This window comes from Bradyrhizobium sp. Leo78, assembly GCF_059512425.1.
In genome coordinates this window covers 296,549-320,179 of the sequence record NZ_JCAMOT010000003.1, presented here as the reverse complement: position 1 = coordinate 320,179, position 23,631 = coordinate 296,549, and the positions used below count along the sequence as shown (strand labels likewise).

The window sequence follows — 23,631 nt, the reverse complement described above, 5'->3', positions numbered from 1 at the left end:
CCGCTCGAAATCGCACCCGGCGAGGAACTTCAGATCGTCCGGCGCGCCAATGATCAAATCGCCGAGACGTATGGCTGGGTCGATCGCAATCGGGGGATCGTTCGGCTTCCCGTTTCCCGCGCCATGGAAGTTCTCTCGAAACGTGGGCTTCCCGGTTGGCCAAAGCCATGATTATTCGCTTGCAGTCGAGCCCACGAAAGCCCCGGTAACGAGCGCCGGCGATGTGGCATCAGTGGATTCCATTCTGGCGGTCTGGCGTATCGCCTCACGGCGACGACGTCGATCTTCTGTTTGCGGGTCTCATTTTCGTCAGCCTGCTGGTGCTCGGGCTATTGTTCTTTCTTCTGTTATTGTTTTGCGTGCGCTATCGCGCCGGCAATCCGGCCGAGCGCGGCGATCGCATCGGAAAGACCTGGCGTCTGGAGATCGCCTGGACCGCTGCAACGCTGATCGGTTTTCTCGCTCTCTTCATCTGGGGCGCCACGCTCTTTCTCGACAGCTACAACGCTCATCGGGACGACGTGTCGATCTTCGTCGTAGCGAAGCAATGGATGTGGAAAGTCCAACACGCCGGCGGCCAGTCCGAGATCAATGCACTGCACATCCCGGTGGGGCGCCCGGTCCGTCTGGTCATGGCGTCGCAGGACGTCATTCACAGTTTCTTCATTCCGGCGCTGCGGCTGAAGCACGATGTCGTTCCGGGCCGTTACCAGGATCTCGAGATCAAGGCCACAACGCCCGGTCACTATCATCTATTCTGCGCCGAATATTGCGGGACCGCTCATTCCGGCATGACCGGCGAGATCGTCGCGATGCAAGCCGCCGACTTCGCCAACTGGCTCACGCAGCAAGGCCCGTCCAGCCCGCTCGCCCAGGAAGGCGCCAGCCTCTTCAGGCAGCTCGGTTGCAGCGGTTGTCACGGCGCCGGCAGCAAGATCCGCGCGCCACCGCTCGAGGGCGTCTATGGCAGCCCAGTGCCGCTGGCTGACGGCAGCATCGTGATTGCCGACGAAAAATACATTCGGGACTCGATCCTGTTGCCGGACAGCCAGATCGTCGCGGGTTACCAGGCCGATATGCCTTCCTTCGCCGGCAAGGTGAACGAGGATCAGCTCCTGCGCCTGGCCAGCTACATCAAATCGATCGGAAGCCAGCCATGAGCACCAAGGACTATCTCACCGCCGACTACACGCTGCGCTCATGGTTCCTGACCACTGACCACAAGCGCATCGCGATCCTGTATTTCGCCAGCATTACGTTCTTCTTCTTCGTCGGCGGCGCAGCGGCGACCGCGATGCGGATCGAGCTCGCGACACCGCAGGCGGATCTCGTCGCCGACGACATCTACAATCGCCTGTTCACCATGCATGGCATCATCATGGTGTGGTTCTTCCTCATCCCATCCATTCCCAACACCCTTGGCAACTTTATCGCGCCGCTGATGATCGGCGCGCGCGATCTCGCTTTTCCTCGGCTCAACCTGATGAGCTGGTATCTCTTCATGCTCGGCGGCACCGTGACGCTGTTTGCGATTGTTGCCGGCGGCGTCGACACTGGCTGGACCTTCTACGCGCCATTTTCAACACTTTACTCCAACAGCTACGTCATTGCGGCGGTGACCGGCATCTTCATCTCCGGCTTCTCCTCGATCCTGACCGGGCTGAACTTCATCGTCACCATCCACCAGTTGCGCGCGCCGGGAATGACCTGGATCCGGCTGCCGCTGTTTCTGTGGTCGCTCTATGCGACCTCTCTGATCTTGGTACTGGCCACGCCGGTGCTGGCGATGGCGCTGCTGTTGATCGCAGTCGAGCGCGTTTTCGGTGTCGGCATCTTCGATCCACGGATCGGTGGCGATCCCCTGCTCTTTCAGCACCTGTTCTGGTTCTATTCACACCCCGCAGTGTACATCATGATCCTGCCCGGCATGGGGGTGGTCAACGAACTGATTTCCTGCTTCGCGCGCAAACAAGTCTTCGGTTACCATTTCGTGGCTTGGGCAAGCCTTGCCATCGCGGCGATCGGCTTCTTGGTGTGGGGACACCACATGTTCGTCAGCGGCCAATCCGTGCTGGCGAGTCTCGTCTTCTCCTTCATGAGCTTCATGGTCGCGGTGCCCTCGGCCATCAAGGTCTTCAATTGGACCGCGACGCTGCACAAGGGTTCGATCCGCTTTGATGCGCCGATGCTCTATGCGCTAGCTTTCATCGGACTGTTCACCATCGGCGGCCTCACGGGATTGTTCCTCGCCTGCCTGGCCTTTGACGTGCATGCGACCGATACCTACTTCGTCGTCGCGCATTTCCACTACATCATGGTCGGCGGCATGGTAACCGCCTATTTCGGCGGCCTGCACTATTGGTGGCCGAAGATCAGTGGCCGGCTCTACTCGGAATATTGGGCGCGGACCGCGGCGGTGCTGATTTTCGTTGGTTTCAACCTGACCTTCTTCCCGCAATTCATCCTCGGCGCGGAGGGGATGCCGCGGCGCTACCATGTCTATCCGCCCGAATTCCAATTATGGAATGTGCTGTCTTCCGGAGGCGCCGTGATTCTCGCGGTCGCCTACCTCCTCCCATTACTCTATCTCGCCTATTCCGCCTTCTTCGGGCGACGCTCGCCGGCCAATCCGTGGAACGCGCCGGGACTGGAATGGCAGACACCCTCGCCGCCACCGGAATTTAACTTTGAGGTGCAGCCGGTCGTCACGCGTGCGCCGTACCAGTATTCCTCCGACTTCAAGGCAGAACCACAAAATGCCTGAGACCCGCTCGTTTGCGCCGCAGTTCATTTCCGTTGAGCATCGTGATCACACCGCTGAACTCGGCATGTGGGTCTTCATTGCGACCGAGGTGCTTCTGTTCGGCGGCCTGGTGCTTTCCTATTTCGTCTACCGGCACGCCTATCCCGCAAGCTTCCTGGCGGCAGGCCGACACACCGATCTTCTGATCGGCACGGCCAATACGGCGATCCTGCTCACGTCGAGCTTTCTGGTCGCTTGGGCGGTGGAGTCTTATAGCGCGGAGGCTCGAAGAGCTTGCCCCGCTCTGCTTGCCGGCGCAATCATTCTCGGTCTCGTGTTCATCGTGCTCAAGGGCGTCGAATATAGAAGCGAATATGACGAACATCTCGTTCCCGGCATCGACTTTACATTCGACGGTCCGCTCGCCAACGGCGTCCAGCTGTTCTTCGCGTTCTATTTCATCGCAACCGCGATCCATGCGCTGCACATGATCGTTGGCATCGCCATCCTCGCGACGCTTGTCGTGCTGATCCGCAGATCAGCGGACCTGCGCCATCGAGCGGCCTTGCATAGCGCGGCACTCTATTGGCACTTCGTCGATGTAGTCTGGATCTTCTTGTTTGCTCTCATCTATCTTCCCGGGAGATCGGTCTCGTGATGCCTTCGCGCCCTTCAATTCCGCTGCTCGCCGCCTGGCTTGTGCTGCTTGCTTTGCTCGCACTCACGGTCAGCCTGTCTTACATCCCGCTTGGGAACGGCAACGCGATGGTCGCGCTCAGCATCGCCGCTCTGAAGGCTTCGGTCGTTGCTGCCGTATTCATGGAACTCTGGCACCGCGGGCCACGGGCCCTGATCTTTGCGGCTGCCGGACTGTTCTGGCTGGCAATCCTGCTGTGGCTCGGACTAATGGACTTCCTGACCCGGACCTAAGGCTCGCTGCAGCCCGGTTTCATGGCGGCAATGCGGAAGTCGCCTGCCCCAGCCGTAATGCATTCCATAGCTCGTGAGCCGACCGGACCGGCCAAGGACCCAATTCCTCGTAGATACGTTAATCATAATGCGCGGACAAAAATGAAGGCCGGGCATGGAAACCCTCGAGGCATATCTCCACAGAAAGCACGAAGAGCTCAACTTGCTGAACCGCTTCCTCAGCACTCCTCTGTCGTTGCGCCATCCCGCCTCGGTCGCTGAGGTCATTGAACGGAAATTTCAACTGGCCGCGGCCCTGAAGGCTGAGCATGCGCTGCACGATTGGGCGCTCACGGAGACTGCATGGGCGTATCCGGATCGACTGCGCGCGGGACCATTCGAATTCAGCTATGGCTACCAGCGCGCCGACCTGGACGTACGGGGCCCGTCGTTTTATCAATTCGACGACGCGGCAGCCAATGAGACGATCTATACCTCCTCGGGGATGGCCGCGATATCGGCGCTGCTGCTGGCATCGGCACAAATGATGCCAGAGGCGGACATCTTGGTACTACCTGGCTCTTATAGTGAAACGCTGGAGCTGATCGAAAGTCATGCCCGCCATTTGCGGCCGATGCTGCTGAAAAGCTCACCCGGCGAGGTCGCGTCTCGGGCGCGACGATTGCGGGTGCTTCTCTTGGACTCATGTGCACCCGCGGCCGCATTCGAGACGACGCTTCGCGGCGCAAACCCGCGCCTTGATCTCATCGTTTTCGACACAACCTGCTTCTCCAGCGGCTCGGGGCGCATCCGCCGCGTCCTGAATTGGGCGCATCGTTGGGAAATTCCGATCGTGCTTGTACGCAGCCACACCAAGCTCGACTCCCTTGGGTTGGAATACGGCCGGCTCGGCTCCGCTGTCTTTGTCGCTTGCGAAGCGCACCGTGTGCATCAGGCACAACTGGAGGCGCTTGCGAGGGAGATGCGAAAGGCCGTTCGACTGTTCGGCAGCGCAGCGTTGCCGGCGCATTTCCCGCCCTATGTCGGAACGAGAGCCTATCGGGATCTCACCAATAAGCGCGTCTCAGCAATCTTGCGGAACGGCAGAAGGACTGCGCGCTATTTTGCATCCACGCTCGCCGGCTCGTCGGGAGAGCTTCATTTTGGCCACGGGCTGTATGTGACGCTCACGCCAAAGCGGATGCTTGATGAGAGGCAAACGAGGCAAATGGCAGCGGACTTGTGCGGCGACCTGAGGAAGGCCGGGTTGCCGTTACGTCACGCAGGAAGCTTTGGTTTCGATTTCGGTGCAGCGGAGTGGTTCCAAGACAAGACACGCAATCGCTACCTCGTCAGAATCGCGATCCCCGACTTGCCTACATCAATTTGGGATCGCGTCGCGCAAGCCGTGGCCCAATGGTGGTCAGCGCATGAGGAGCAACCGTTTCGCTCTGCAGGATTGCCCATAGGGGCATTCCGATAGCGCCTTTCACTTGAAAAGGCGGCAATGCCGGTGCCCGTCAGAGCTCAGTGCATGGCGTCAGCGATCACTTCCGCGACGTGCTTCGTTCGGCGGCCCGTGCATTGCTCGATCTGTTCGCGGCAACTAAAACCGTTGGCGAGAATGATCGTGTCGGCGCCCGCCTCGCGTATCGTCGGCAACAGGACGCGTTCGGCTGCCGAGATGGATATGTCGTATTTCTCCTTCTCAAATCCAAAAGCTCCGGCCATTCCGCAACAGCCGGATTTCATGACCTGATACTCCAGGCCGAGGCGATCGAGGACGTTCTGTTCGCTTTGCGGCTTGAGCACTGCGTGATGATGGCAATGCAGCTGAACCAGTGCCGCGCCCGAAACCCGACCAAGCGCCTCGTTCGCAGCGTCGCGGTCGAGAAACTCAGTCAGGAAGAGCGTCTGGTGCGCCAGGCGCTGGGCGTGCTCGTTTCCCGGAAACAGGTTTGGCAGTTCGTCGCGGAATGCGCTGACACAGGCCGGCTCCAGCCCGACAATGGGTATGCCGAGCCTAAGCGCCGGCTCAAGTGCAGCGAAGGCACGCAGCCAAAGCGCTTTGGCACGATCAAGCATGCCCCAGTCATAGAGCGGTCGTCCGCAGCAAAGCGGACGGTCGGGAATCAGCACGGTGTAGCCAAGCGTCTCCAGCACATGTGTCGCGGCAATAGCGGTTTGCGGACGAAAATAGTTGTTGAATGTGTCAGGCCACAACATGACCCGCGAGCCGGCTGCCCGCTCGCCGCGCCACCGGAACCATTGCACAAAGGATCGGCGCGCATAGCTCGGCATTGTCCGCTGCGGGGCGATTCCGCCGACCCATTTGGTCGCCGCTGACAAGCCCGGCCATTGGAACAGCGCATTGGCAAGCCACGGCGCCGAGCTGGCGAGACGCGACCATTCATGAATCAAGCCCATCGAATAGGCGGCGCGCGGCCGCAAGCGGCCCTCATAATGGTGTGCACGGAACTCGGCTTTGTAGGTCGCCATGTCCACCTGGACGGGGCAGTCGTGCTTGCAGCCCTTGCACCCCAGACAGAGATCGAGCGCCTCCTCGACTTCCGTACTTCGCCAGAGATCGTCGATGGGCCCGCCGTGCAACATTTCGAACAGGAGCCGCGCACGACCTCGCGTCGAATGCTTCTCCTCGTTGGTGGCCATGTAGCTTGGGCACATCACGCTCTTGGTGCTGTCGCGGCGGCGGCAAGCTCCGACGCCGACGCAGCGGCGGGTCGCCCTGGCGAAGCTCTGGTGGTCCTCGTTGTAGGCGAAGTAGGTCGGTACATCCGGCGGCTGGTAGCTCGGGCCAAGCCGCAAGTTCGAAGTCGGCGGAAACGGGTCAATCACCTTGCCCGGATTCATCCTCCCATCGGGATCCCATATCGCCTTGAACTCACGGAATGCCTGCATCAATTCGGGGCCGTACATCTTCTCCAACAGGCTGGCGCGAGCCTGGCCGTCCCCGTGCTCGCCCGATAGCGATCCCCCGTAACGCACCACCAGATCAGCGGCTTCGTCCAAAAACTGCTGCCAGTTCGACAGGCCGGCTTCTGTACGAAGATCGAAGGGCACGCGGCAGTGCACAAGGCCGTCGCCAAAATGGCCATAGACGGATGCATCATAACCATGCTGGCGATAGAGCGCCTTCAGCTCGCGCAGATAACGCCCCAAGTCCTCTCGGCGGACAGCACTGTCTTCCCATCCGGGATATGTTTCGGGCCAGTCGGGCACGTGGGCGGTGGCCGCCAGCGCCGCCTCGCGAACTTCCCAGATCTCCTTCTGCTGCTCCGGCTTGTCCAGCAGCTTGGCGTCGTGTCCACGCCGCTTGAATTCCTCGGCCAGCGGATTGGCCTTGGCAGTCGCGGCATCGGCACTGTCGCCACCAAATTCCGCCACAAGCCAGCCTCCGCCCCCCGGCATCATCTTCAGTTCCTCAGGGTGAAGATGCTTTTTCCGGATGAACTCGACCAGCAGATCGTCGATGCCTTCAAGCCCGATAGGCTCGAAGCCGAGCACGTCCGGCACAGCATCGGCGGCCGCATAGACGTCCTCAAAGCCGATGATAACAAGCACGCGATGACTGAGATACGGCATCAGGTTGAGCGTGGCACGAAGAACGATGGCGCATGTGCCTTCCGTTCCGACCAGGGCGCGCGCCACGTTGAAGCCACGCTCTGGCAGCAATTCGTCAAGATTCTCGTAGCCGGATACGCGACGGGGGATTTTGGGGTATTTCGCCAGGATAAGATCGCGATAGCGGTGACGAAACTCGTCGAGTTGCCGGAAGATTTCCGCGCGGCGCCCTCCGGCCGCCAGATGCTGCCGATGCGCCTCTTCTCCGGTGGGCCCGACCTCGAAGCGCAGACCATCATAGGTGAGAATGTCGAGCGCCTCGACGTTATCGGAGGTGCGCCTGGCCACCACGGAATGCACGCCGCACGAATTGTTGCCGATCATACCACCGAGCGTATTGTGATCGTGGGTCGCGGGATCAGGACCAAAGGTGAGCTGATGCCGCTGAGCGGTAGTGCGCAAATTGTCGAGAATGCAGCCGGGCTCGACCTCGGCAAGCCGCGAAACGGCATCGATCGAGATCACCCGGTTCAAATATTTGGAGCAATCGATCAGAACAGCGACGTTGCATCCCTGGCCGGCCAGGCTCGTGCCGCCTCCGCGCATGACAATGGGAGCATCGAATTTGCGGCACAGCTCAGCCGTCTTTGCGATCGCTGCCGCGGTACGCGGGATAATGACCCCGATCGGCACCTGGCGGTAATTCGAAGCATCGGTCGCATACAGCGCTCGGTCGCCGGAATCGAAGCGCACCTCTCCGTCCACGGCTTTGGCGAGCTCGCGGCCAAGCTCTTCATATTGCCTTGGCGGGCCGGCAGCACTCTCGCTTGTGATCCTTCCGCCCGGAGCGTACTCGATGCGGCGCCGCAAGTCCCGCCGTTTGCGATGATCGATTTCAATGACGTGGCTCATGCGGATCTCCTGCGACCGCAATTGCCCCCTCCTCAGGCGGCCAAACGTTGGGCATCCTTTTCCTTGAAGGTCAGCCCATGGCCGCGGCGTGATGAATCGGGCGAAATCACGCCGTTCCTTGGCTGCTGCACGCCATCGAACACCATCTGCTCGAGACGCACATGGTCGTAAAACCATTCGATATGACGAAGCCGTGGCGCGGCAGAGCAGACCGGCAGATGCAAGCTTGGCGCGGTGTGCGCTGACAGCGGCAGGTTCCATGCATCCGCGAGCGCCGCGACCTTCAGAAAGCCTGTATAGCCGCCGCATCGGGTGGCATCGGCCTGCAGCACGTCGACGCTGCCGGCTTCAAGCATGCGCCGAAAGTAGACCGGCTCGTAGCCGTATTCACCGGCTGCAATCTCCATTCCGTTCGGAGCGCGGTCACGCAGCAGTCGCAATCCCTCAAGATCGTCGCTCGACACCGGCTCCTCGAACCAGGTCACACCGAGCGAGGCGAACTGCCTGGCGAATTCGAGCGCCTGCTTACGCCGGTAGGCCCCGTTGGCATCGACGTAAAGCTCCGCGGAGCCGACCGCCGCTTTCGCCGCCCGGACGCGAGCCAGATCATGCTCGGGCGCCGTTCCGACCTTCATCTTGACGAATCGGCAACCGTCTCTTTCTACCCAGTCGCTCAACTGCTCGCACAGGCGCCCCTCGGAATAGGAGGTGAAGCCACCGCTGCCATAGATCGGCACTTCGGCCCGTTCACGTCCGAGGAGATCTGCCAGCGGCATTTTCAACAGGCGCGCTTTCAAATCCCACAGCGCCACGTCGACGGCCGAAATTGCGCACGCACACACGCCGCGCCAACCAATGTTGCGCACCGCCGTCACCATGGCAAGCCAGAGCGCCGGAATCGCCAGCGCATTCTGCTCGCGCAAGGTCGACGCGAGTTCGTTATTCACGATCTCGGCGGTAGCTGCGCTGCCATAGCTGTAGCCAACGCCGGTTGCACCTCCGGCGTCGACCTCGACCAGCACGAGCGTCGTAGCCGACCAGGCGATCGTACCGTCTGCTTCCGGCGCATCCGTCGGAATGCGATACGACCGTGCTGCCAGACGCCTGATCCTTGTCTCTTCGCCCATCGCTCCGACTCAAATGATTTCGCGGACCACATCCGAGCCGATGGTCAGTGCGATCTTGCCCTTCGCCGGCGTGCCGCGAACGAGCGATTCGGCCAAATGCGTGATCTGCGTCAAAGTCGCCTTCGGCGGCATCGGCGGTTCGTGCGGATCGACCACCGCTTCGATCAATGCCGGGCCGCGCGTGCTCAGCGCCTCGCGCAGCACCTCGCCGCACTGCGCCGGATCGTCGACACTGAACGCGCTCACACCAAAGCCGCGCGCCACCGCTGCAAAGTCGATCGGCTGCAGATCGCAGACGTATTCCGGATTGCCCAGGAACACCATCTGCTCCCATTTGATCTGCCCGAGGGAGTTGTTCTTGATAACCACGATTTTTACGTCGAGGCCGTATTTCACGCAGGTGGCAAGCTCGCCCATCAGCATGGTGAGACCGCCGTCGCCAACAAACGCCACAACCTGCCTGCCCGGGAAAGCCACCGCAGCCGCAATCGCATAGGGCAAGCCGCACGCCATGGTCGCGAGATTGCCGGAGCACGAGAACATCATATTGCCGCGCATGACCAGGTGTCGGGCTATCCAGGTGGTGATTGTTCCGGAATCGGTTGCCACGATCGCATCATCGGAAAGAAGCTTGTTGAGCTCGTACGCTACGCGCTCAGGTTTCATCGGCTTTTGGCTATTGGTGCCGCGCTGGCTCATCAACGCGTTCCATTCCTTCATCCCCTCCTGGGTCTGTTGCAGGAACGAACGATCGTCACGATAATCAAGCTGCCGCAGCAGAGCCTGAAGTACCTTGCCGGTATCACCCACCAGGCCTGCCTCGACTGGATACCGCAGCCCGATCCGCTGCGGATCGACATCGATCTGGACGGCGCGCGCCTGACCCGGCTTTGGATAAAACTCGATGTAGGGGAACGTGCTGCCGGCAATCAGAAGCGTGTCACAGCTTTCCAGTGCTTCCTGCGCGGGTTTGGTTCCGAGAAGGCCAATGCCGCCGGCCGAATACGGACTGTCGTCGGGGATCGCCCCCTTGCCAAGAAGTGGCTTGATGACCGGCGCGCCGAGGCGCTCCGCTACAGCGAGAACCTCGTTGCGCGCATCGAGCGCTCCGCGGCCTGCAAGAATGGCTGTCTTCTTGCCGACCTTAAGGATCTCGGATGCTTTGGCGAGCTGCTCGTCGCTTGCGGTCTGCGCCGAGCGGGCCATCAGATCCGAAACATGGTTTGGCACGTTGCGTGCCGATCTCTTGCCGGCGCTTACAGGCTGCGATTGCATGTCAACCGGAATGGTCACATGGGCGACACCGTGGTAGGCAAGCGCGGTCCGGCAGGCCAGTTCCACGATATTCTGGACGTGGTGTGGACCCATCACGCGGCTGTTGTAGACGCACACGTCCATAAAGAGCTTGTCAAGTTCCACGTCCTGCTGCGTGAATGTGTGGAGCAAGTCGTGAAATTGCAGGCCGGTGATGGCCAGCACGGATTGCCCATCGAGCTTGGCGTCGTAGAGACCGTTAAGAAGATGGATGCCACCGGGACCTGATGTTGCAAGGCATACGCCGAGCCGGCCCGTCCACTTCGCGTAGGCACAGGCGTTGAAGGCCGCGGCTTCTTCATGACGGACCTGGACGAATTTGATCCGGTCCTGGCGCGTGCGCAGGGCCTCGATAATGCCATTGATGCCATCACCCGGAAGCCCGAAGACGGTATCGACACCCCAGTCGAGCAGCGTCTCGACCAGGACATCTGATGCGGTGGAGGATGCCATGGGTGCGTCCGATAAGGTTGTAACGTCGTCCCTTTGCGAAGAACAAGCTGACTCCGGGACCGTTCCTATAAGCCCGCGATTTTCAGGAACTTCTTCGCTGGACGCGCGGTTGGTCTGATGTGAGATCGGCATGCGGCATAAGCCCGGCCACCCGGAGAGACTGATCCATATGTGAGACACGGTTCGCACATGTCTGGTGAGCTTCGAAACTGCAACGTCGTGATCACGGGCGCCTCCGCTGGTGTGGGCCGGGCCGCCGCGCATCGTTTTGCGCGAGCCGGCGCTCGCGTCGGATTGATTGCGCGCGATGCCGACGCACTGAATGACGTGAAGGGCGAACTCGAGGGGCTTGGGGGCGCCGGTTTCGTCGCGCCGGCTGACGTCTCAAATCCGGATGAGGTGTTCGCAGCGGCAGACTCCATTGTGCGGCAATTTGGGCCGATCGACGTGTGGATCAACGATGCGATGGTCACCGTCTTTTCGCCCGTGTGGGACATGACGCCGGCCGAATTCCGGCGTGTCACTGAGGTGACCTATCTCGGCGTGGTGCACGGTACGATGGCGGCTTTGCGTCATATGCGTCGGCGGAATCGCGGCACGATTATTCAGGTTGGCTCGGCGCTGGCTTTTCGCGGCATTCCGCTCCAAGCCGCGTATTGCGGGGCCAAGCATGCGATCCGCGGCTTCACGAACTCGCTGCGCGCCGAGCTCATGCATGCCAAGAGCCCGATCAGGGTGACCGCCGTGGAGTTGCCGGCCGTCAACACGCCGCAATTCGATTGGGCGCGCACCCACATGGCCCACCAGCCCCGGCCGGTAGCGCCGCTCGTTCAGCCCGAGGTGATTGCGGATGCGATCTTCCGCGCAGCGTCGTATCCAGCGCGGGAGTATTGGATCGGGTTGAGCACGTTGAAAGTTATCCTGGGAAATATGTTGCTGCCGGGCTTGCTGGATCATTATCTTGCCAAAACAACATTCGCTGGGCAGGAGACGCCAGTGCCTGTGGCGCTCGATCGCAAGGATAATCTGATCGAGCCGGTCCATGACCTGCATCGGACGCGCGGCCGTTTCGGAAGCGAGGCACGGGACAGTGCGCTCGTGCTTCCCGGTCCCTTTGCCCGGCTGGCTGCGGTTGCCGCATGCGCGGCGGCGCTGCTGGCGCTGAGCTCGTTGAGCCGCGGAAGAGGAAATGCCCGCCGGCGCATCGAGTGGCAGCGGCGGTAAGCCTGCCCGAATAGTGGACACCCCCGATCGTTCCGGTCGCGGTTTTCTCGGACCTGGACTCACAGGCCTGCGCCGTGTGCAAGCTGCACGAACCCACCGAGCGTTGCCCCGTAGACAATCTGGGCGATCAGCGTGCTCAACGGCGTGTGATAGCCATAATTCATCGCCAGGAATCCAGGCGGCTCAAGCTGCCGGATCGAAGTTGCCGAATGATATTCCGAGGCCATTCGAGGATGCACAAAGGGCAAAAGCGGCAGCGCGCAGGTGAGCAGAAACAGGCCATGGACGAGGCCAGCCAGTGCCCCAAACCACCATGTGTAGATGCGAACGCTCGCAAACAGCAAGAAATAGACGAATGCAAACAGCCAACCGCCGATGGCGTAGACCACAAAGCCGAGAAGCATCGCTCGCCGCCGGTGGCCTGTGAAAAACGTGCCAAGCAAGAATGGCAGGCTGAGCCGGGAAAAACCACCTCCCCGGCTCGCCTCCAGAATGGAGGTCATGGTTAGTGTGGCAATGAGCCCCCATAGCGCGGGGAACAAAAAGGAGGCACCGAACGGATTCATCGTGCTGCCTCCCGACGTGCCTGCCGGATCGATAGCGCAGAATGGATCAAGCCCACATGCGAGAAAGCTTGAGGATAGTTGCCCAGCGCGGCGCGCGAGCGCGGCTCCATCTCCTCGGCAAACAGACCATCGCTTGCAGACCGTTTGACCGAGGCTTGCGAGCATCCGAGCTTCGGTCCGGTCGAGTTTGCAACCTGACGCGGCAAACGCCTGCGCGGCAGCGATAACCTGGCCGTGGACATCGAGCTGAAATTGGCGGACGGCGCTATTCCCAACTCGAACTGGAGAAGAATCGCGGAAGCCGGCGAACTGATCGAGCTTCCTTTCGCGCAGGTTTGTTCGTCCGTAGACGTCATAGAGGATGCTGAGATTGGGCCTACTAAGGCGAGTGGCATGCAAGAGCCAGCCGAGATACGCTGCCGCCTCCTGGTGAAATCCCAGCTCGACAAAGGCACCCATGGTCAGGCCGGCATCGCGCAACCAACAATAACGATAGTCCCAGTTGCGTTCACCACCTATCTCCTCCGGAAGCGAGGTCGTTGGCGCCGCCACAACCGCACCGGAGAGGCAAAACGTCAAGAGCTTGAGCGTTATCGCGCTTCGCAGGACAGCATCCCGCTCCGGCCCCTCGAATTGGCAAGCCTTGCTCCAGTCGCGCCACCACGCAATGGTGCGCTCGCAACGGGCGTCAGCTTCTGAATCCAGCGGCGCAATCGTGCCGATGTCGCCTTCGGTGTAAGAAAGGCTCAAGTATTCGCGTTTGCCGGGGGTCGTACTAACCGTTCCCCGCAACGCTTCTTCATCGTGGATAAAGCCGAGACTGCCATTGAGAAGAAGCAACTGGTACGACCAGCCGAATGTCCAGACGCCGTCGGCAATCCGACCAACCGCAGGTTTCGCGCGGCTGTAATTCGGGCGCGGTACAAATTCGATCTCCAGATCCACTCGGCCCTCGATACCTTCAATCACGCGCAAGATTTCCCGCATAGGCTCAAGCGCACTCAGGCTGTCGGCAATGGGGCAGAGATCGGTGAGCCGCGCCGCACCACTATCCGTCTCAAAGGTTGTTTCCAGGACTGCGGTGGCGGGAAGATAGCGGCGGCTGGTCGCGAACCTTGAGCGCGGCTTGATCGAAAAATGCCCGCCGCGTCGATCGAGCAGCCGAGCAAACACACTGGCGCTGGAAAAATCAGGGAGACATAGCCAGTCGAGCGATCCCTCGCGCGAGATCAACGCCGCCGTCCGGCAATCTCCAATAATGCCATAATCCCGGATTGCCGGCTGCTGAAATCCGCCAGTCATTAGCATTAGCCGCTTCGGCGCCAGTTCCGCAGGCGCAAAGCCAAACAGGGAAGTTGCGCCTTGTCCCCATCCAGGCCTACCGGATCCGTTCTTAGCTACTGCCAGGCGATCGGCGCACGAACTTGTGGAACCGACTCGGCCTACCTTCCCTGGTCACATCCTGGTAAAGGAACGCCAGTTCAGACGCATCGAACTTGCGGAAGAACTCGTCCCAACCAATCTCGTCAAGTGCCTCATCCTTCGGCGCGAAGTCGATGCGCAGGATTCCGGCAGCGCCGTGCTGTTCGGTGACCTTGACCGTTGCCGGATGGCCGCCGCGTTCTTCCACCCAATCGCGGATCAGTTCGTGATCGATGGTGGTGTGCGCTTCGCTTTCCTTGTTCCTGGTATGGCTGGCGATCATTGGTGCCTCCTTTCCTCGTTCGACCTGACGAACATCCCAGACTTTCGCGTCAGGCTATTGGCGAAAACCTCCGGTTGCCAATTGGTTCTTCCGCGCCGATCGCGCTCGCTGCGACCGAGGGAATAGAAACTCAGTCAACCGCAAGCACGATCTTGCCCACGGAACGTCCCCGCTGCGCGGTGCCATGATTGGACTGGACAACGCAGCGTGCGATGCGAAGTTCTTATGGCTCATGTCAGGTCGATCCGCGCTGATGCGGTCGCACTCACTTAACCTGGGTTATAGCCGCACCGACCTCGCGGAACTTTTTTTCCGCCGCGAACTGATCGTTCTTCGGCGCGCGGCGTTTGAACCGGCAGACAACCCTGTTTCCGCGCTTTCCCCTGGACAGAACTGCGAGGCGTCATGGCTAGCCCCACCGAACCCAACAAACTCACCAGCGCCCGCGTGGCAGATGCCAGTATCCGGCGCGGCCGGGGCGGCGAAACACACCAGATTGCGGAGCGCGATGTGCCGACGCTCACGACGCAGCAGGGCGTGCCTGTCGGACCTCAGGCGATTCATCGGGTATCTCGAAGAAGATCAATCGAGACTTGTGAAACCCACGCCCCCGGCGATTCCATCGCAAACGATTGGCGTTTTTGTGCGAACGGCCAGCAATGCCGTGATCCATGAGCCGGCCAGATTATCGAATCCCTGCTGCGCGGAAGCCGGCGTCATGGCTACGACTGCGGTCAAGAGTGGCCATCCCATAATCCACAAGATGAGTATCCCACGCCTAAACATGATCTTTATCCTTCGTCGTTGCGTCGAGATCAGATCATCCGACCATCAAGCCATTTTCATTTTGCTTGCTCCGACGCGTTTCGTGATCCAGTGTTGCAGATCGTCCATGATCGTAAAAAAGGCAGGGACGTACACCCGACTGAGAACTGTTGAGCTGAATAGCCCTCCGATCACAGCAATTGCCATAGGTGCGCGCCGTTCTGCATCGGCCCCATGCCAGCGCTCATCGCGATCGTTGTCATCACGATCGGCCGGGCTCGTTTGCGAGCTGCATCCAAGAGGGCCTGCACACGATCCAGACCGCTGTCGCGCCGGGCGACGATCGCGTACTCGACCAGGAGGATCGAATTCTTCGCCGCGATTCCCATCAGCATCAGGATGCCGATCAGCACCGGCATCGATATCGACGTTCGTGTCAGAAGCAGTAGGCCGAGCGCGCCACCAATGGACAGAGGGAGAGCTGTCAGGATGGTGACAGGCTGAACGAAGCCGTTGAAAAGGAGGGCAAGAACGACGAAGAGCAGGACGATTGCCGAACTCACCGCAAGCTTGAAGCCATTAAACAACTCCTGCATGCGCTCGGAGTCCCCTGCCGGCCTGTAAACGACCCCTGTTGGCAGTCCCCTGATCGACGGCAAGTTCGCTACCAAACGTTCGGCTTCCCCAACGGTGAGCCCGCTCAATTCCGCCTCTACCGTCTCGCTTCGCGTGCGATCCGTCCGCTCGATCTGGACCAGGCCCGAACCGAAGATGATGTCGGCAACCGACGATAACGGCACCGACTTCTCGAAGGCCGGCACCTGAAGAAGCGACAGGCGAGAACGATCGGTGCGCGCATTTTCGTTCAACAACACACGGACGGGTATTTGTCTGGCCGAGTGTCGCCGTGGAGACCCCAAGAACCGCCGCCTTATCCCCTTTGGGCACGATCTGCAGCTCGGGTCTCGGGACGCTGCTTGTCACCCTCGCGCGATGAAATCCGGGCGTAGCACGCATGTCCTGGGCCAATTGCCTCGCCGCGTCTGCCAGCGCTACGGGATCGTCGCTCAACAACGATAGCTGGATCCTCGCGCCGGATGATCCATCCTCCCCGAGACGTATCGGAACGCCGGGAACCGTCAACAGGTGTCGGCCAATCGAGGCCTCGAACGCTTGCTGCTACCGAGAAGGCCTTGAAGAATTGGCCCGGAATGCCCGGCATCAGTCCAACGGGCGCGAAAACCACGATGATCGCGAATGTCGTCGCGACGACAGCCAGACCAATTTCGTCGGCAGCATCGATGGCGGCATCGTAGGCGCTTTTTCATCGCACGGCACCATTTCTAACGGTCGCGGTTTTGACGTTCACTACGTCGCCGTCGTTCAGAAAGCCGGCGCCCTGGGTCACGATGCGATCGCCGGCATCCAATCCCTGTACGACTTCAACGTTGTCGACTGCCCCTGAGCCGATCCTCACTTCGGTGACGGCCAAACCGCCGACTTCCGAGCTGATTAGTATCTCGCGCCTGACAACGACGTTTCCCGTGGCGGCAATGCCGCGATGGTAGCGATCCTCATGCGCCTGCGTTCGGTAATAGCTATCATTCTGCACCCTGCGCTCTTTTGTAAGCCGGACTCCCGCTTCGGCGACGGCTGGCAGATACTCCGTTAGAACGAGAGCTTTGCTCGCGTAGAACAATTCGTGTCGGATTGTCTCGGCGGATGCAGATTTATGTCGAGATCTTGCTGGATTGGTCGCAACGCCATCAGGTGCCCGTATCCACAAAACTTGCCCCTATCGAGGTTGCGACCGAAATGCCCGCTGCAATCTCGTCTGTTTCTGTTGCACGGGTAAGGGCAGCGCGCACCGTGAGGTCCGCTGGGACGTCCGGCGTGACAACTTTGAAGCGATCGCTGAGGCTCACCCACAAGGCGCGGTTCACTGCGTTCCGCCCCACTCCGACTGAACTATCGGCCCGTGATCGGAACGGGAAGTAAATTAGGTCGGGGACCGCAATCAGCAGCGCGCAAACTAGGGCGTGAACTCTTTACGTTATGAGCACGCGCCCTAGTTCGGATTTAAGCCAACAAGCGGTCAGTAGTCCCAGAAAACCGGTACCCAACGAAACGCGTCGCCGTCCACCGCGACCCGACCGACAGACGGGAATGGCAGGTGAGTGGCCACCAGCATCTCGCCGGTCGCAGCCAGCTCCCGCAAAAGACGGACCCGAACGCGCGCCGCCTCCTCGGGGTCGTGTTCGAAGCCGTTGTGCCAGTCGGGCTGGTCGAAACCGACCGCGAACACGGCGTCGCCGGCGAACGTCAGGGCGTCGCCGCCGGACGCCAGGCGGACCACGCTGTGCCCGGGGGTGTGGCCGCCGGTGCGGCGGACGACCACGCCCGGAGCCACCTCGTGCTCCTCATCGAACTGACGCAGATGGTTGTGGTACTGGTTGACGAACCGCTTGGCCGCCGACCGAAGCGCGTCCGGGAACCCCGGCGGCATGGCGGTGTGGGAGAAATCGGGTGACTCCCAGAATTTGACCTCGGCGGCAGCCACGTGAATCTGCAGGTCCGGACGCAGCCTCTCCTTCACGCCCTCGACGAGCAGCCCGCCAACGTGATCCATATGCATGTGGGTCAGCACCACGTCGGTCACGGACGCGAGATCGATGCCGGCGGCGTCCAGTCGCTTGACCAACTGCCCGGCCCGCGGCAAGTGCAAGTCCGGGTCGCCCCCTAGTCCAGCATCGATGAGGATGGTCCGACCGCCGCTACGCACCACGACCGCGTTCAGCGCCCAGTCGAAAGCGTCCGGCGGCAGGAACATGTTGTTCAGCCAGGCCGCCCGGATGGCCGGGTCGGCGTTGTGTCCTAACATTTTGGTGGGCAGCGGTAGTACCCCATCGCTGACCACCAGCACGTCAATCTCGCCGACCTTCAGCGCGTAGCGCGACGGAACCAATTCGTCGGGCTTCGATCTAACGGGGTGTGCGGTAATATCTAGGCTCATGTTTGTCTCCTGCTGAGTGTTGTGGATCATCTGATTCATCTCCTGCGTTCGATCTTGGTGCTCGATCCTGGGCGGGCCACGCTTCCCGCGCGGGAAGCGCTTCAATGCTGGTTGGGTGTTCAGAGATCGGTGACACGCTCGGGGTCAGCCGACGCCAGAGCAGCGGCGCGCTCGGCGCGCGGCGGATAGATCCAGACGGTGTTGATCTCCCGCTTGGTCTTCTTTGCCTCGTCGCCAACCATCTCGACCTTGCGGTCCCAGCCGCGCGTGAAGAGCGCGCCGGCTTCTCCGAGGTCGAGACAGGTGACGTATGCCTTCTGGTGGTACGGCATAGCCGGAACTCCCAAGAGTTCAGCGGCGGCATTGTTGCCCGCAAAGGCGCCCATCCGCGTAGCGTGCTGGCACGACATCAGCGCATAGTTGCCGACATCGTCGCACGCTGCGCGAGCGGCATCGCCGGTGGCGAAGACACCGGGCACCGACAGCACGCGCAGATCGCGGTCGACCAGCAGCCGGCCGAAATTGTCGCGCTCGGCGGGGATCTGCGTGGTCAATGGAGCCGCACGCATGCCGGCAGCCCAGATCACGGTCCCGCATTCGATGCGTTCGCCGTTCGAAAGCGTGACCCCGGATTTGTCCAACTCGGCGACGCCGACGCCGAACCGACCCTCCACGCCGAGTTTGCGCAATGCCTCCTCTATGAGCGGCCGAGGGCCTTCGCCCATGTCGGGAGCGATTGCGCTGTTCCTATCGACGATGATGACGCGCGGCCTGGCATCTTTGCCGAGAATCGCGCGAAGCCGCGCAGGCATCTCCGTTGCCGCCTCAATGCCGGTGAACCCGCCGCCGGCGACGACGACAGTGTCGCGCCCGTTCTTTGCCGGCCGATCGGCCAGACTGTGCAGATGCCGGTCGAGGGCCATCGCATCGTCGAGTTGGTCGACGCTGAAGCCGTGTTCGGCAAGGCCCGGAATATTCGGACGGAACAGCCGGCTGCCGGTGGCGACGACCAGCCGATCATAAGAGAGGTTCTTCTTCGCACCTTTTGCGGTGGCGATTTCCACCGTGCGAGACTTGGTGTCGACCGTCTCTGCGCTGCCTTGCACGTAAACGACATCGATGGCTTCGAGGACCTCCAGCAGAGGCGCGGTCAGCGTCTCTGGCTTCGGCTCGTAAAGTCGCGGGCGAATGACCAGCCTCGGGTCCGGCGCGATCAGCGCGATCTCGAGTTCTTCAGGTGAAGCGCCCCTGATGTCGCGCAGCCGGGCAGCGGAAAGCGCTGCGTACATGCCGGCGAAGCCGGCGCCTATGATGACAAGTCGCATGTGACCTACTCCTGTGGTTTGAGTTTTTCCGACGCAAGAAACCGGAGACGCTAGGACGCGATGAACGAGAGCAACTCAGCGTTGACGAGGTCGGCAGGGGTCGTGCACATGCCGATTTACCGAAGGAGGTGTGCAGCCGCCCCCGAGCGATTGAGGTAATTGCAGAGGAATTGCTGCTAACGCGCGCGCCGTCTCCAATTGCTCGGAGTTTCGCCGGTCAAACGCCTGAACGCCACCGCGAAGGCTGTTTGAGAGGCGTAGCCAAGTGCCGCTGCGACCGAGACGATCGACGCGTCGGTGTCGCGAAGCATGTTCATTGCCTGCTCGAGCCGGTGTTGGCGCAGCCAGGCGTGAGGTGAAAGTCCGGTGCTTTCCTTGAAGGCACGGCAGAAGTGAAAGCGCGACAGGCCGGCATCTGCAGCCAGTGCAGCCAGTGAGACGTCGGCATCGCTGTCCGAGCGCAAGCGTTCGATGGCACGGAGCAGGACCTTCGGCGAAAGCCCACCCAAGGTTGGCCGGAACGTGTTTGGCGAGCCGGTGTGCGCGACCAGGATGCGCGTGGCCAGGAGGTCTGTCAGTTGATGCCTGAACAACCTATCCAGAGCCCCATTGCCCTCCAGGACGTCGGCCGCGCTCAAGAGCAATCGGGATGTAATCGGGTCGGGATGCGCCGTTCGCTCCAGAAGATCGACCGATGTGGCAGTATCGGCTTCGCGTGCAACGCGATCGAGCGTTGTGTGCGGAAGATAGAGCTGAACGACATCGACAGGTTTCGGAATATCCCACCGGGAGCTTGATCCGGCCGGAATGATTATCACAACCCCAGGACGAAACGTTCCAATCGTAGCCGATCTTCCTGACCGCCGCTCCATGCGTTGAATCGAGCCGTTGTAAGCCATGATGACGTGATCGGTCATGGGCTGGACGACGTCGTGCAGTGGTTCGTGTTTCCAGTGGGCGATCCCGCCACCGGAGGGGTCCAACGCCATACGGAGCGGAGCCGTGTTGAGAACACGCGCCATTTCCGCATCGGCAGAATGCCGGTCGGCGGTGGGCTGGGTGCCCTGGCGCGCCTCAGATTCGACCGGCGGATCCTCCTGCGAGGGATCGCGCAAGATAGGCTTGCTCATGATTTCATGCTCGCATGATGTAGGCACGTGAAGAGCGTTCGTCGCTCGTTCTTCTCACTGGCTAAGCCTTCTCAACCAGTCCTCGAAACGCACCGAGCCGAGCCAGGGGTTGTTGCCCGGCATAAGAGACCGATCGTTTAGTTCCGCGCCGAAATAGCGGGCGTGGATGTCGGCGACGACCTTGCGGCGGTCCTTCGTCGCCGTCAGGTAACGCCGGCCGAATTCATCGAGGCTGAATCGCTCCGGACCGGCCAGTTCGACTATGCCGTTAATTGGAGCTGCGAGCGTGACGTCGGCCAGCGCATCGGCAACGTCGTCCGATGCCACGGGCTGAAACAAAGCGGGCGACAGCCTGACGATTTGTCCATCCGTGGAGGAATCGACGACCGCGCCCACCAACTCGAAGAACTGCGTCGCGCGCAGGATCGTGTAGGGAATTTTCGAAGCTCTGATCAGATTTTCTTGCGCTAGCTTGGCACGGAAGTAACCGCATTCCGGAAGCCGGTCTGCCCCGACAATGGACAGCCCGACATGGAGACGCACGCCGGCGGCAGCCTCAGCCGCGAGCAAATTGCGACCCGAAGTTTCGAAGAAACTCAGAACCGCGTCGTCCTCGAACGAGGGAGAGTTCGCGACGTCGACGACAATTTCAGCGCCGGAAAGTGCATTATCGAGGCCCTCGCTCGTTATCGTGTTGACGCCCCTGCCGAGAGCTGCTGGAATCACTTCGTGGCCCTTCCGACGCAGCTTGCTCGCAAGCTTCGTTCCGATGAGGCCGGTGCCGCCAACAACAACAATCTTCATGACGCTCCTCGATTTGGTGGCCACCAATGGCCCTGCTCCTGATGAGAATGCGCCCCTACGGCCGGAAAGGCCTTGTAGGCGTCTTGAATTGCGGTTGAATTTTGCTTGGCTTCTTGTCCAAGGGGAGCGCGGAAGTGCTGTTCTCGTTTGAAGACTATTGCCTGGACCCCGACCGGCGCGAACTCAAGCGAGGCTCCGAGCTCATAGCCATTGGACCGAAGGTGTTCGATCTGCTGCTCTTTCTGGTCCAGAACCGGGATCAGGTCGTAACAAGAGACGATCTGCTGCAGGCCGTGTGGGAAGGACGGATCGTCTCCGAGTCGACGCTGACGAGCCACATCAATGCGGTGCGCAAGGCGATCGGCGACACCGGCAAGGAGCAGCGCCTGATCCGGACGGTTGCACGCAGGGGCATCCGCTTCGTCGGCAAGATTGCCGAAGAAAAATTGCCCGCGAACGCTTTGGTCATGGACTCAAGTAACGCAGGCGAAAGGCTCGGACCCATTCTGACCCTGCCGGATTCCCCATCGATCGCGGTCCTGCCATTTCGGAACCTCAGTGGCGACGTCGAGCAGGACTATTTTGCCGATGGCATCGTCGAGGACATCATCACCGCCTTGTCGCGCATTCGCTGGCTGTTCGTGATCGCCCGTAACTCGAGCTTCACCTACAAAGACAAGACGGTAGACGAGAAGCAGGTGGGACGCGAGCTTGGCGTGCGTTACGTCGTCGAAGGCAGCGTGCGCCAGTCCGAAAACCGGATTCGTATCACGGGCCAGCTCGTGGATGCGGCGACAGGCACCCATCTTTGGGCCGAGAGATTCGAAGGGACGCTTGACGACATCTTTGAACTTCAGGATCAGATCGCAACCAGCATCGTCGGAGCGATCGCCTCGCAGCTCGAGCGGGCGGAGATCGATCGTGCGAGGCGGAAGCCGACCGGCAGCCTCAGTGCCTACGACAACTATTTGCGTGCCATGCCTCATTTGCATCGGGGCACGCGGGAGGCAATGAACGAGGCGCTGCCGCTGTTCTACAAGGCCATGCAGCTCGATCCGGAGTTTGCCTCTGCCCACGCAATGGCGGCCTGGTGTCATTTCTGGCGAAAGGTAAATGGCTGGATGACCGACCGGGCACAGGAAATCGCGGAAGGCGTTCGACTGGCCCGCCTTGCGGTGGAATTGGGCAAGGACGACGCTGTCGCGCTCACCAGGGGCGGACATGCCCTTGCCCATCTCGCTGGCGACGTGGAGGGCGCGATCACGCTGGTCGACAAGGCGCTGGTGCTCAATCCGAACCTAGCGTCGGCCTGGTTCCTGGGAGGCTTTCTCAGAGCGGAGCGCGGTGACCCCGATGCTGCAATCGAGTTCTTTACGCGCGCGATGCGTTTCAGCCCGCTGGATCCGGAGATGTTCCGCATGCAGGCAGGCATGGCCCTATCTCATTTATTTGCAGGGCGGTTTGACATGGCCGCATCCTGGGCCGAACAATCCTTCAGGCAATTGCCCAGCTTTTTGATGGCCGCGGCCATCATCGCTGCAAGTCACGCGCTCGCTGGTCGGACCGAGCAGGCGCACATCGCGGTTGAACATTTGCGGAAGCTGGATCCCACGTTTCGTGCCACCCGCCTCACAGACTGGCTTCCGATCCGGCGGCCGGAGCATCTCGTCCAGTTCGAAACCGGCCTGCGGCTGGCAGGCCTGCCGGCGTGACCTCCCTTTGGGCTCTAGCAGGATTCGTCATTCGCTATAGAGCAAAAACAGCTTGAACAGGTCACTTCCGCTTCTCCTGCAATGGCGGAAACCCTTCAACGCTCATCCACGACCTTTGTGACGAATGTCCACGGGTCGCACCAGTTTCGTACAAGAAACAACGACGCCAAAACGCAACGAGCGCGAATGAAAACGGACCATAATCAGCGAATATGGTCGATATCCCGTCGCTGCCTTTGCCGATCAGCGCAGCAACAGGATCAAGGCGTCCGGCCTGACCGTATCGAAAACATTCAGGTGACTAGGTTTTGTTATTACCTTGAGCGAGGCAGAACCTGGTTCGCCTC

19 protein-coding genes are annotated in these 23,631 nt (G+C 60.9%); 7 read left to right on the top strand and 12 right to left on the bottom strand.

Going from position 1 to position 23,631, the window contains the following annotated elements; all coding sequences use genetic code 11:
• Positions 1-221 precede the first annotated feature (221 nt).
• The 5 genes from coxB (at position 222) to AC5ZG1_RS06165 (ending at position 5,135) form a co-directional block, all read left to right on the top strand.
• On the top strand, positions 222-1,160 hold the full coding sequence (gene coxB / locus AC5ZG1_RS06185; protein WP_496132278.1) for a cytochrome c oxidase subunit II: 939 nt from the start codon (positions 222-224) through the stop codon (positions 1,158-1,160).
• Positions 1,157-2,764, top strand: a complete 1,608-nt coding sequence (gene ctaD / locus AC5ZG1_RS06180) for a cytochrome c oxidase subunit I (protein WP_496132277.1) — start codon at positions 1,157-1,159, stop codon at positions 2,762-2,764. Before coxB ends, ctaD begins: the two co-directional genes overlap by 4 nt.
• On the top strand, positions 2,757-3,401 hold the full coding sequence (locus AC5ZG1_RS06175) for a cytochrome c oxidase subunit 3 (protein WP_456642145.1): 645 nt from the start codon (positions 2,757-2,759) through the stop codon (positions 3,399-3,401). Before ctaD ends, AC5ZG1_RS06175 begins: the two co-directional genes overlap by 8 nt.
• Positions 3,401-3,673, top strand: a complete 273-nt coding sequence (locus AC5ZG1_RS06170; RefSeq protein ID WP_456642198.1) for a cytochrome C oxidase subunit IV family protein — start codon at positions 3,401-3,403, stop codon at positions 3,671-3,673. Before AC5ZG1_RS06175 ends, AC5ZG1_RS06170 begins: the two co-directional genes overlap by 1 nt.
• A 154-nt stretch (positions 3,674-3,827) precedes the next feature.
• Positions 3,828-5,135, top strand: a complete 1,308-nt coding sequence (locus AC5ZG1_RS06165) for a hypothetical protein (RefSeq protein WP_456642146.1) — start codon at positions 3,828-3,830, stop codon at positions 5,133-5,135.
• 44 nt (positions 5,136-5,179) lie between these two features.
• Here AC5ZG1_RS06165 and AC5ZG1_RS06160 read toward each other — a convergent pair whose 3' ends face one another.
• Genes AC5ZG1_RS06160 through AC5ZG1_RS06150 form a run of 3 tightly spaced genes read right to left on the bottom strand, consistent with a single transcriptional unit; the run spans position 5,180 to position 11,040 of the window.
• On the bottom strand, positions 5,180-8,146 hold the full coding sequence (locus AC5ZG1_RS06160) for an FAD-binding and (Fe-S)-binding domain-containing protein (protein WP_496132276.1): 2,967 nt from the start codon (positions 8,144-8,146) through the stop codon (positions 5,180-5,182).
• A 32-nt stretch (positions 8,147-8,178) separates the two neighbouring features.
• Positions 8,179-9,273: an enolase C-terminal domain-like protein gene (locus AC5ZG1_RS06155; RefSeq protein WP_456642148.1), complete on the bottom strand. Its 1,095-nt coding sequence runs from the start codon at positions 9,271-9,273 to the stop codon at positions 8,179-8,181.
• Between the two features lie 9 nt (positions 9,274-9,282).
• A complete protein-coding gene (locus AC5ZG1_RS06150) occupies positions 9,283-11,040 on the bottom strand; it encodes a thiamine pyrophosphate-dependent enzyme (protein ID WP_456642149.1) in 1,758 nt (585 codons plus the stop codon).
• Positions 11,041-11,229: 189 nt separating this feature from the next.
• Between AC5ZG1_RS06150 and AC5ZG1_RS06145 the strand changes: the two genes are divergently transcribed.
• Positions 11,230-12,264 (top strand): SDR family oxidoreductase, encoded by a 1,035-nt coding sequence (locus AC5ZG1_RS06145; protein WP_456642150.1) that lies wholly within the window; start codon positions 11,230-11,232, stop codon positions 12,262-12,264.
• A 59-nt stretch (positions 12,265-12,323) separates the two neighbouring features.
• Here the strand turns inward: AC5ZG1_RS06145 and AC5ZG1_RS06140 are convergent, their stop codons facing one another.
• From AC5ZG1_RS06140 to AC5ZG1_RS06100, 9 genes are all read right to left on the bottom strand, one after another.
• Positions 12,324-14,132, bottom strand: coding sequence for a glycoside hydrolase family 15 protein (locus tag AC5ZG1_RS06140; RefSeq protein WP_496132275.1), 1,809 nt, complete (start codon positions 14,130-14,132; stop codon positions 12,324-12,326).
• A gap of 91 nt (positions 14,133-14,223) precedes the next feature.
• Positions 14,224-14,535: a hypothetical protein gene (locus AC5ZG1_RS06135; RefSeq protein WP_456642153.1), complete on the bottom strand. Its 312-nt coding sequence runs from the start codon at positions 14,533-14,535 to the stop codon at positions 14,224-14,226.
• A gap of 956 nt (positions 14,536-15,491) precedes the next feature.
• Entirely contained in the window at positions 15,492-16,169 is a 678-nt protein-coding gene (locus tag AC5ZG1_RS06130; RefSeq protein ID WP_496132274.1) for an efflux RND transporter permease subunit, read from the bottom strand.
• Positions 16,170-16,231: 62 nt separating this feature from the next.
• Positions 16,232-16,552: a hypothetical protein gene (locus AC5ZG1_RS06125; RefSeq protein WP_496132330.1), complete on the bottom strand. Its 321-nt coding sequence runs from the start codon at positions 16,550-16,552 to the stop codon at positions 16,232-16,234.
• A gap of 514 nt (positions 16,553-17,066) precedes the next feature.
• Positions 17,067-17,243 carry a DUF3313 family protein gene (locus AC5ZG1_RS06120; RefSeq protein WP_456671170.1) on the bottom strand — a complete coding sequence of 59 codons (177 nt, stop codon included), beginning with the start codon at positions 17,241-17,243 and terminating at the stop codon, positions 17,067-17,069.
• A gap of 152 nt (positions 17,244-17,395) precedes the next feature.
• Positions 17,396-18,352 carry an MBL fold metallo-hydrolase gene (locus AC5ZG1_RS06115; RefSeq protein ID WP_130225734.1) on the bottom strand — a complete coding sequence of 319 codons (957 nt, stop codon included), beginning with the start codon at positions 18,350-18,352 and terminating at the stop codon, positions 17,396-17,398.
• 80 nt (positions 18,353-18,432) lie between these two features.
• The gene (locus tag AC5ZG1_RS06110) at positions 18,433-19,638 is read right to left on the bottom strand and encodes an NAD(P)/FAD-dependent oxidoreductase (RefSeq protein ID WP_456642156.1); all 1,206 of its coding nucleotides are present in this window, start codon (positions 19,636-19,638) and stop codon (positions 18,433-18,435) included.
• Between the two features lie 176 nt (positions 19,639-19,814).
• The gene (locus AC5ZG1_RS06105; RefSeq protein WP_456642157.1) at positions 19,815-20,768 is read right to left on the bottom strand and encodes a helix-turn-helix transcriptional regulator; all 954 of its coding nucleotides are present in this window, start codon (positions 20,766-20,768) and stop codon (positions 19,815-19,817) included.
• Positions 20,769-20,822: 54 nt separating this feature from the next.
• Positions 20,823-21,572: an SDR family oxidoreductase gene (locus AC5ZG1_RS06100; protein ID WP_456642158.1), complete on the bottom strand. Its 750-nt coding sequence runs from the start codon at positions 21,570-21,572 to the stop codon at positions 20,823-20,825.
• Between the two features lie 134 nt (positions 21,573-21,706).
• On the opposite strand from AC5ZG1_RS06100, the gene AC5ZG1_RS06095 reads away from it, so the two are divergent.
• Positions 21,707-23,284: a winged helix-turn-helix domain-containing tetratricopeptide repeat protein gene (locus AC5ZG1_RS06095; protein ID WP_463328270.1), complete on the top strand. Its 1,578-nt coding sequence runs from the start codon at positions 21,707-21,709 to the stop codon at positions 23,282-23,284.
• Positions 23,285-23,631 lie beyond the last annotated feature (347 nt).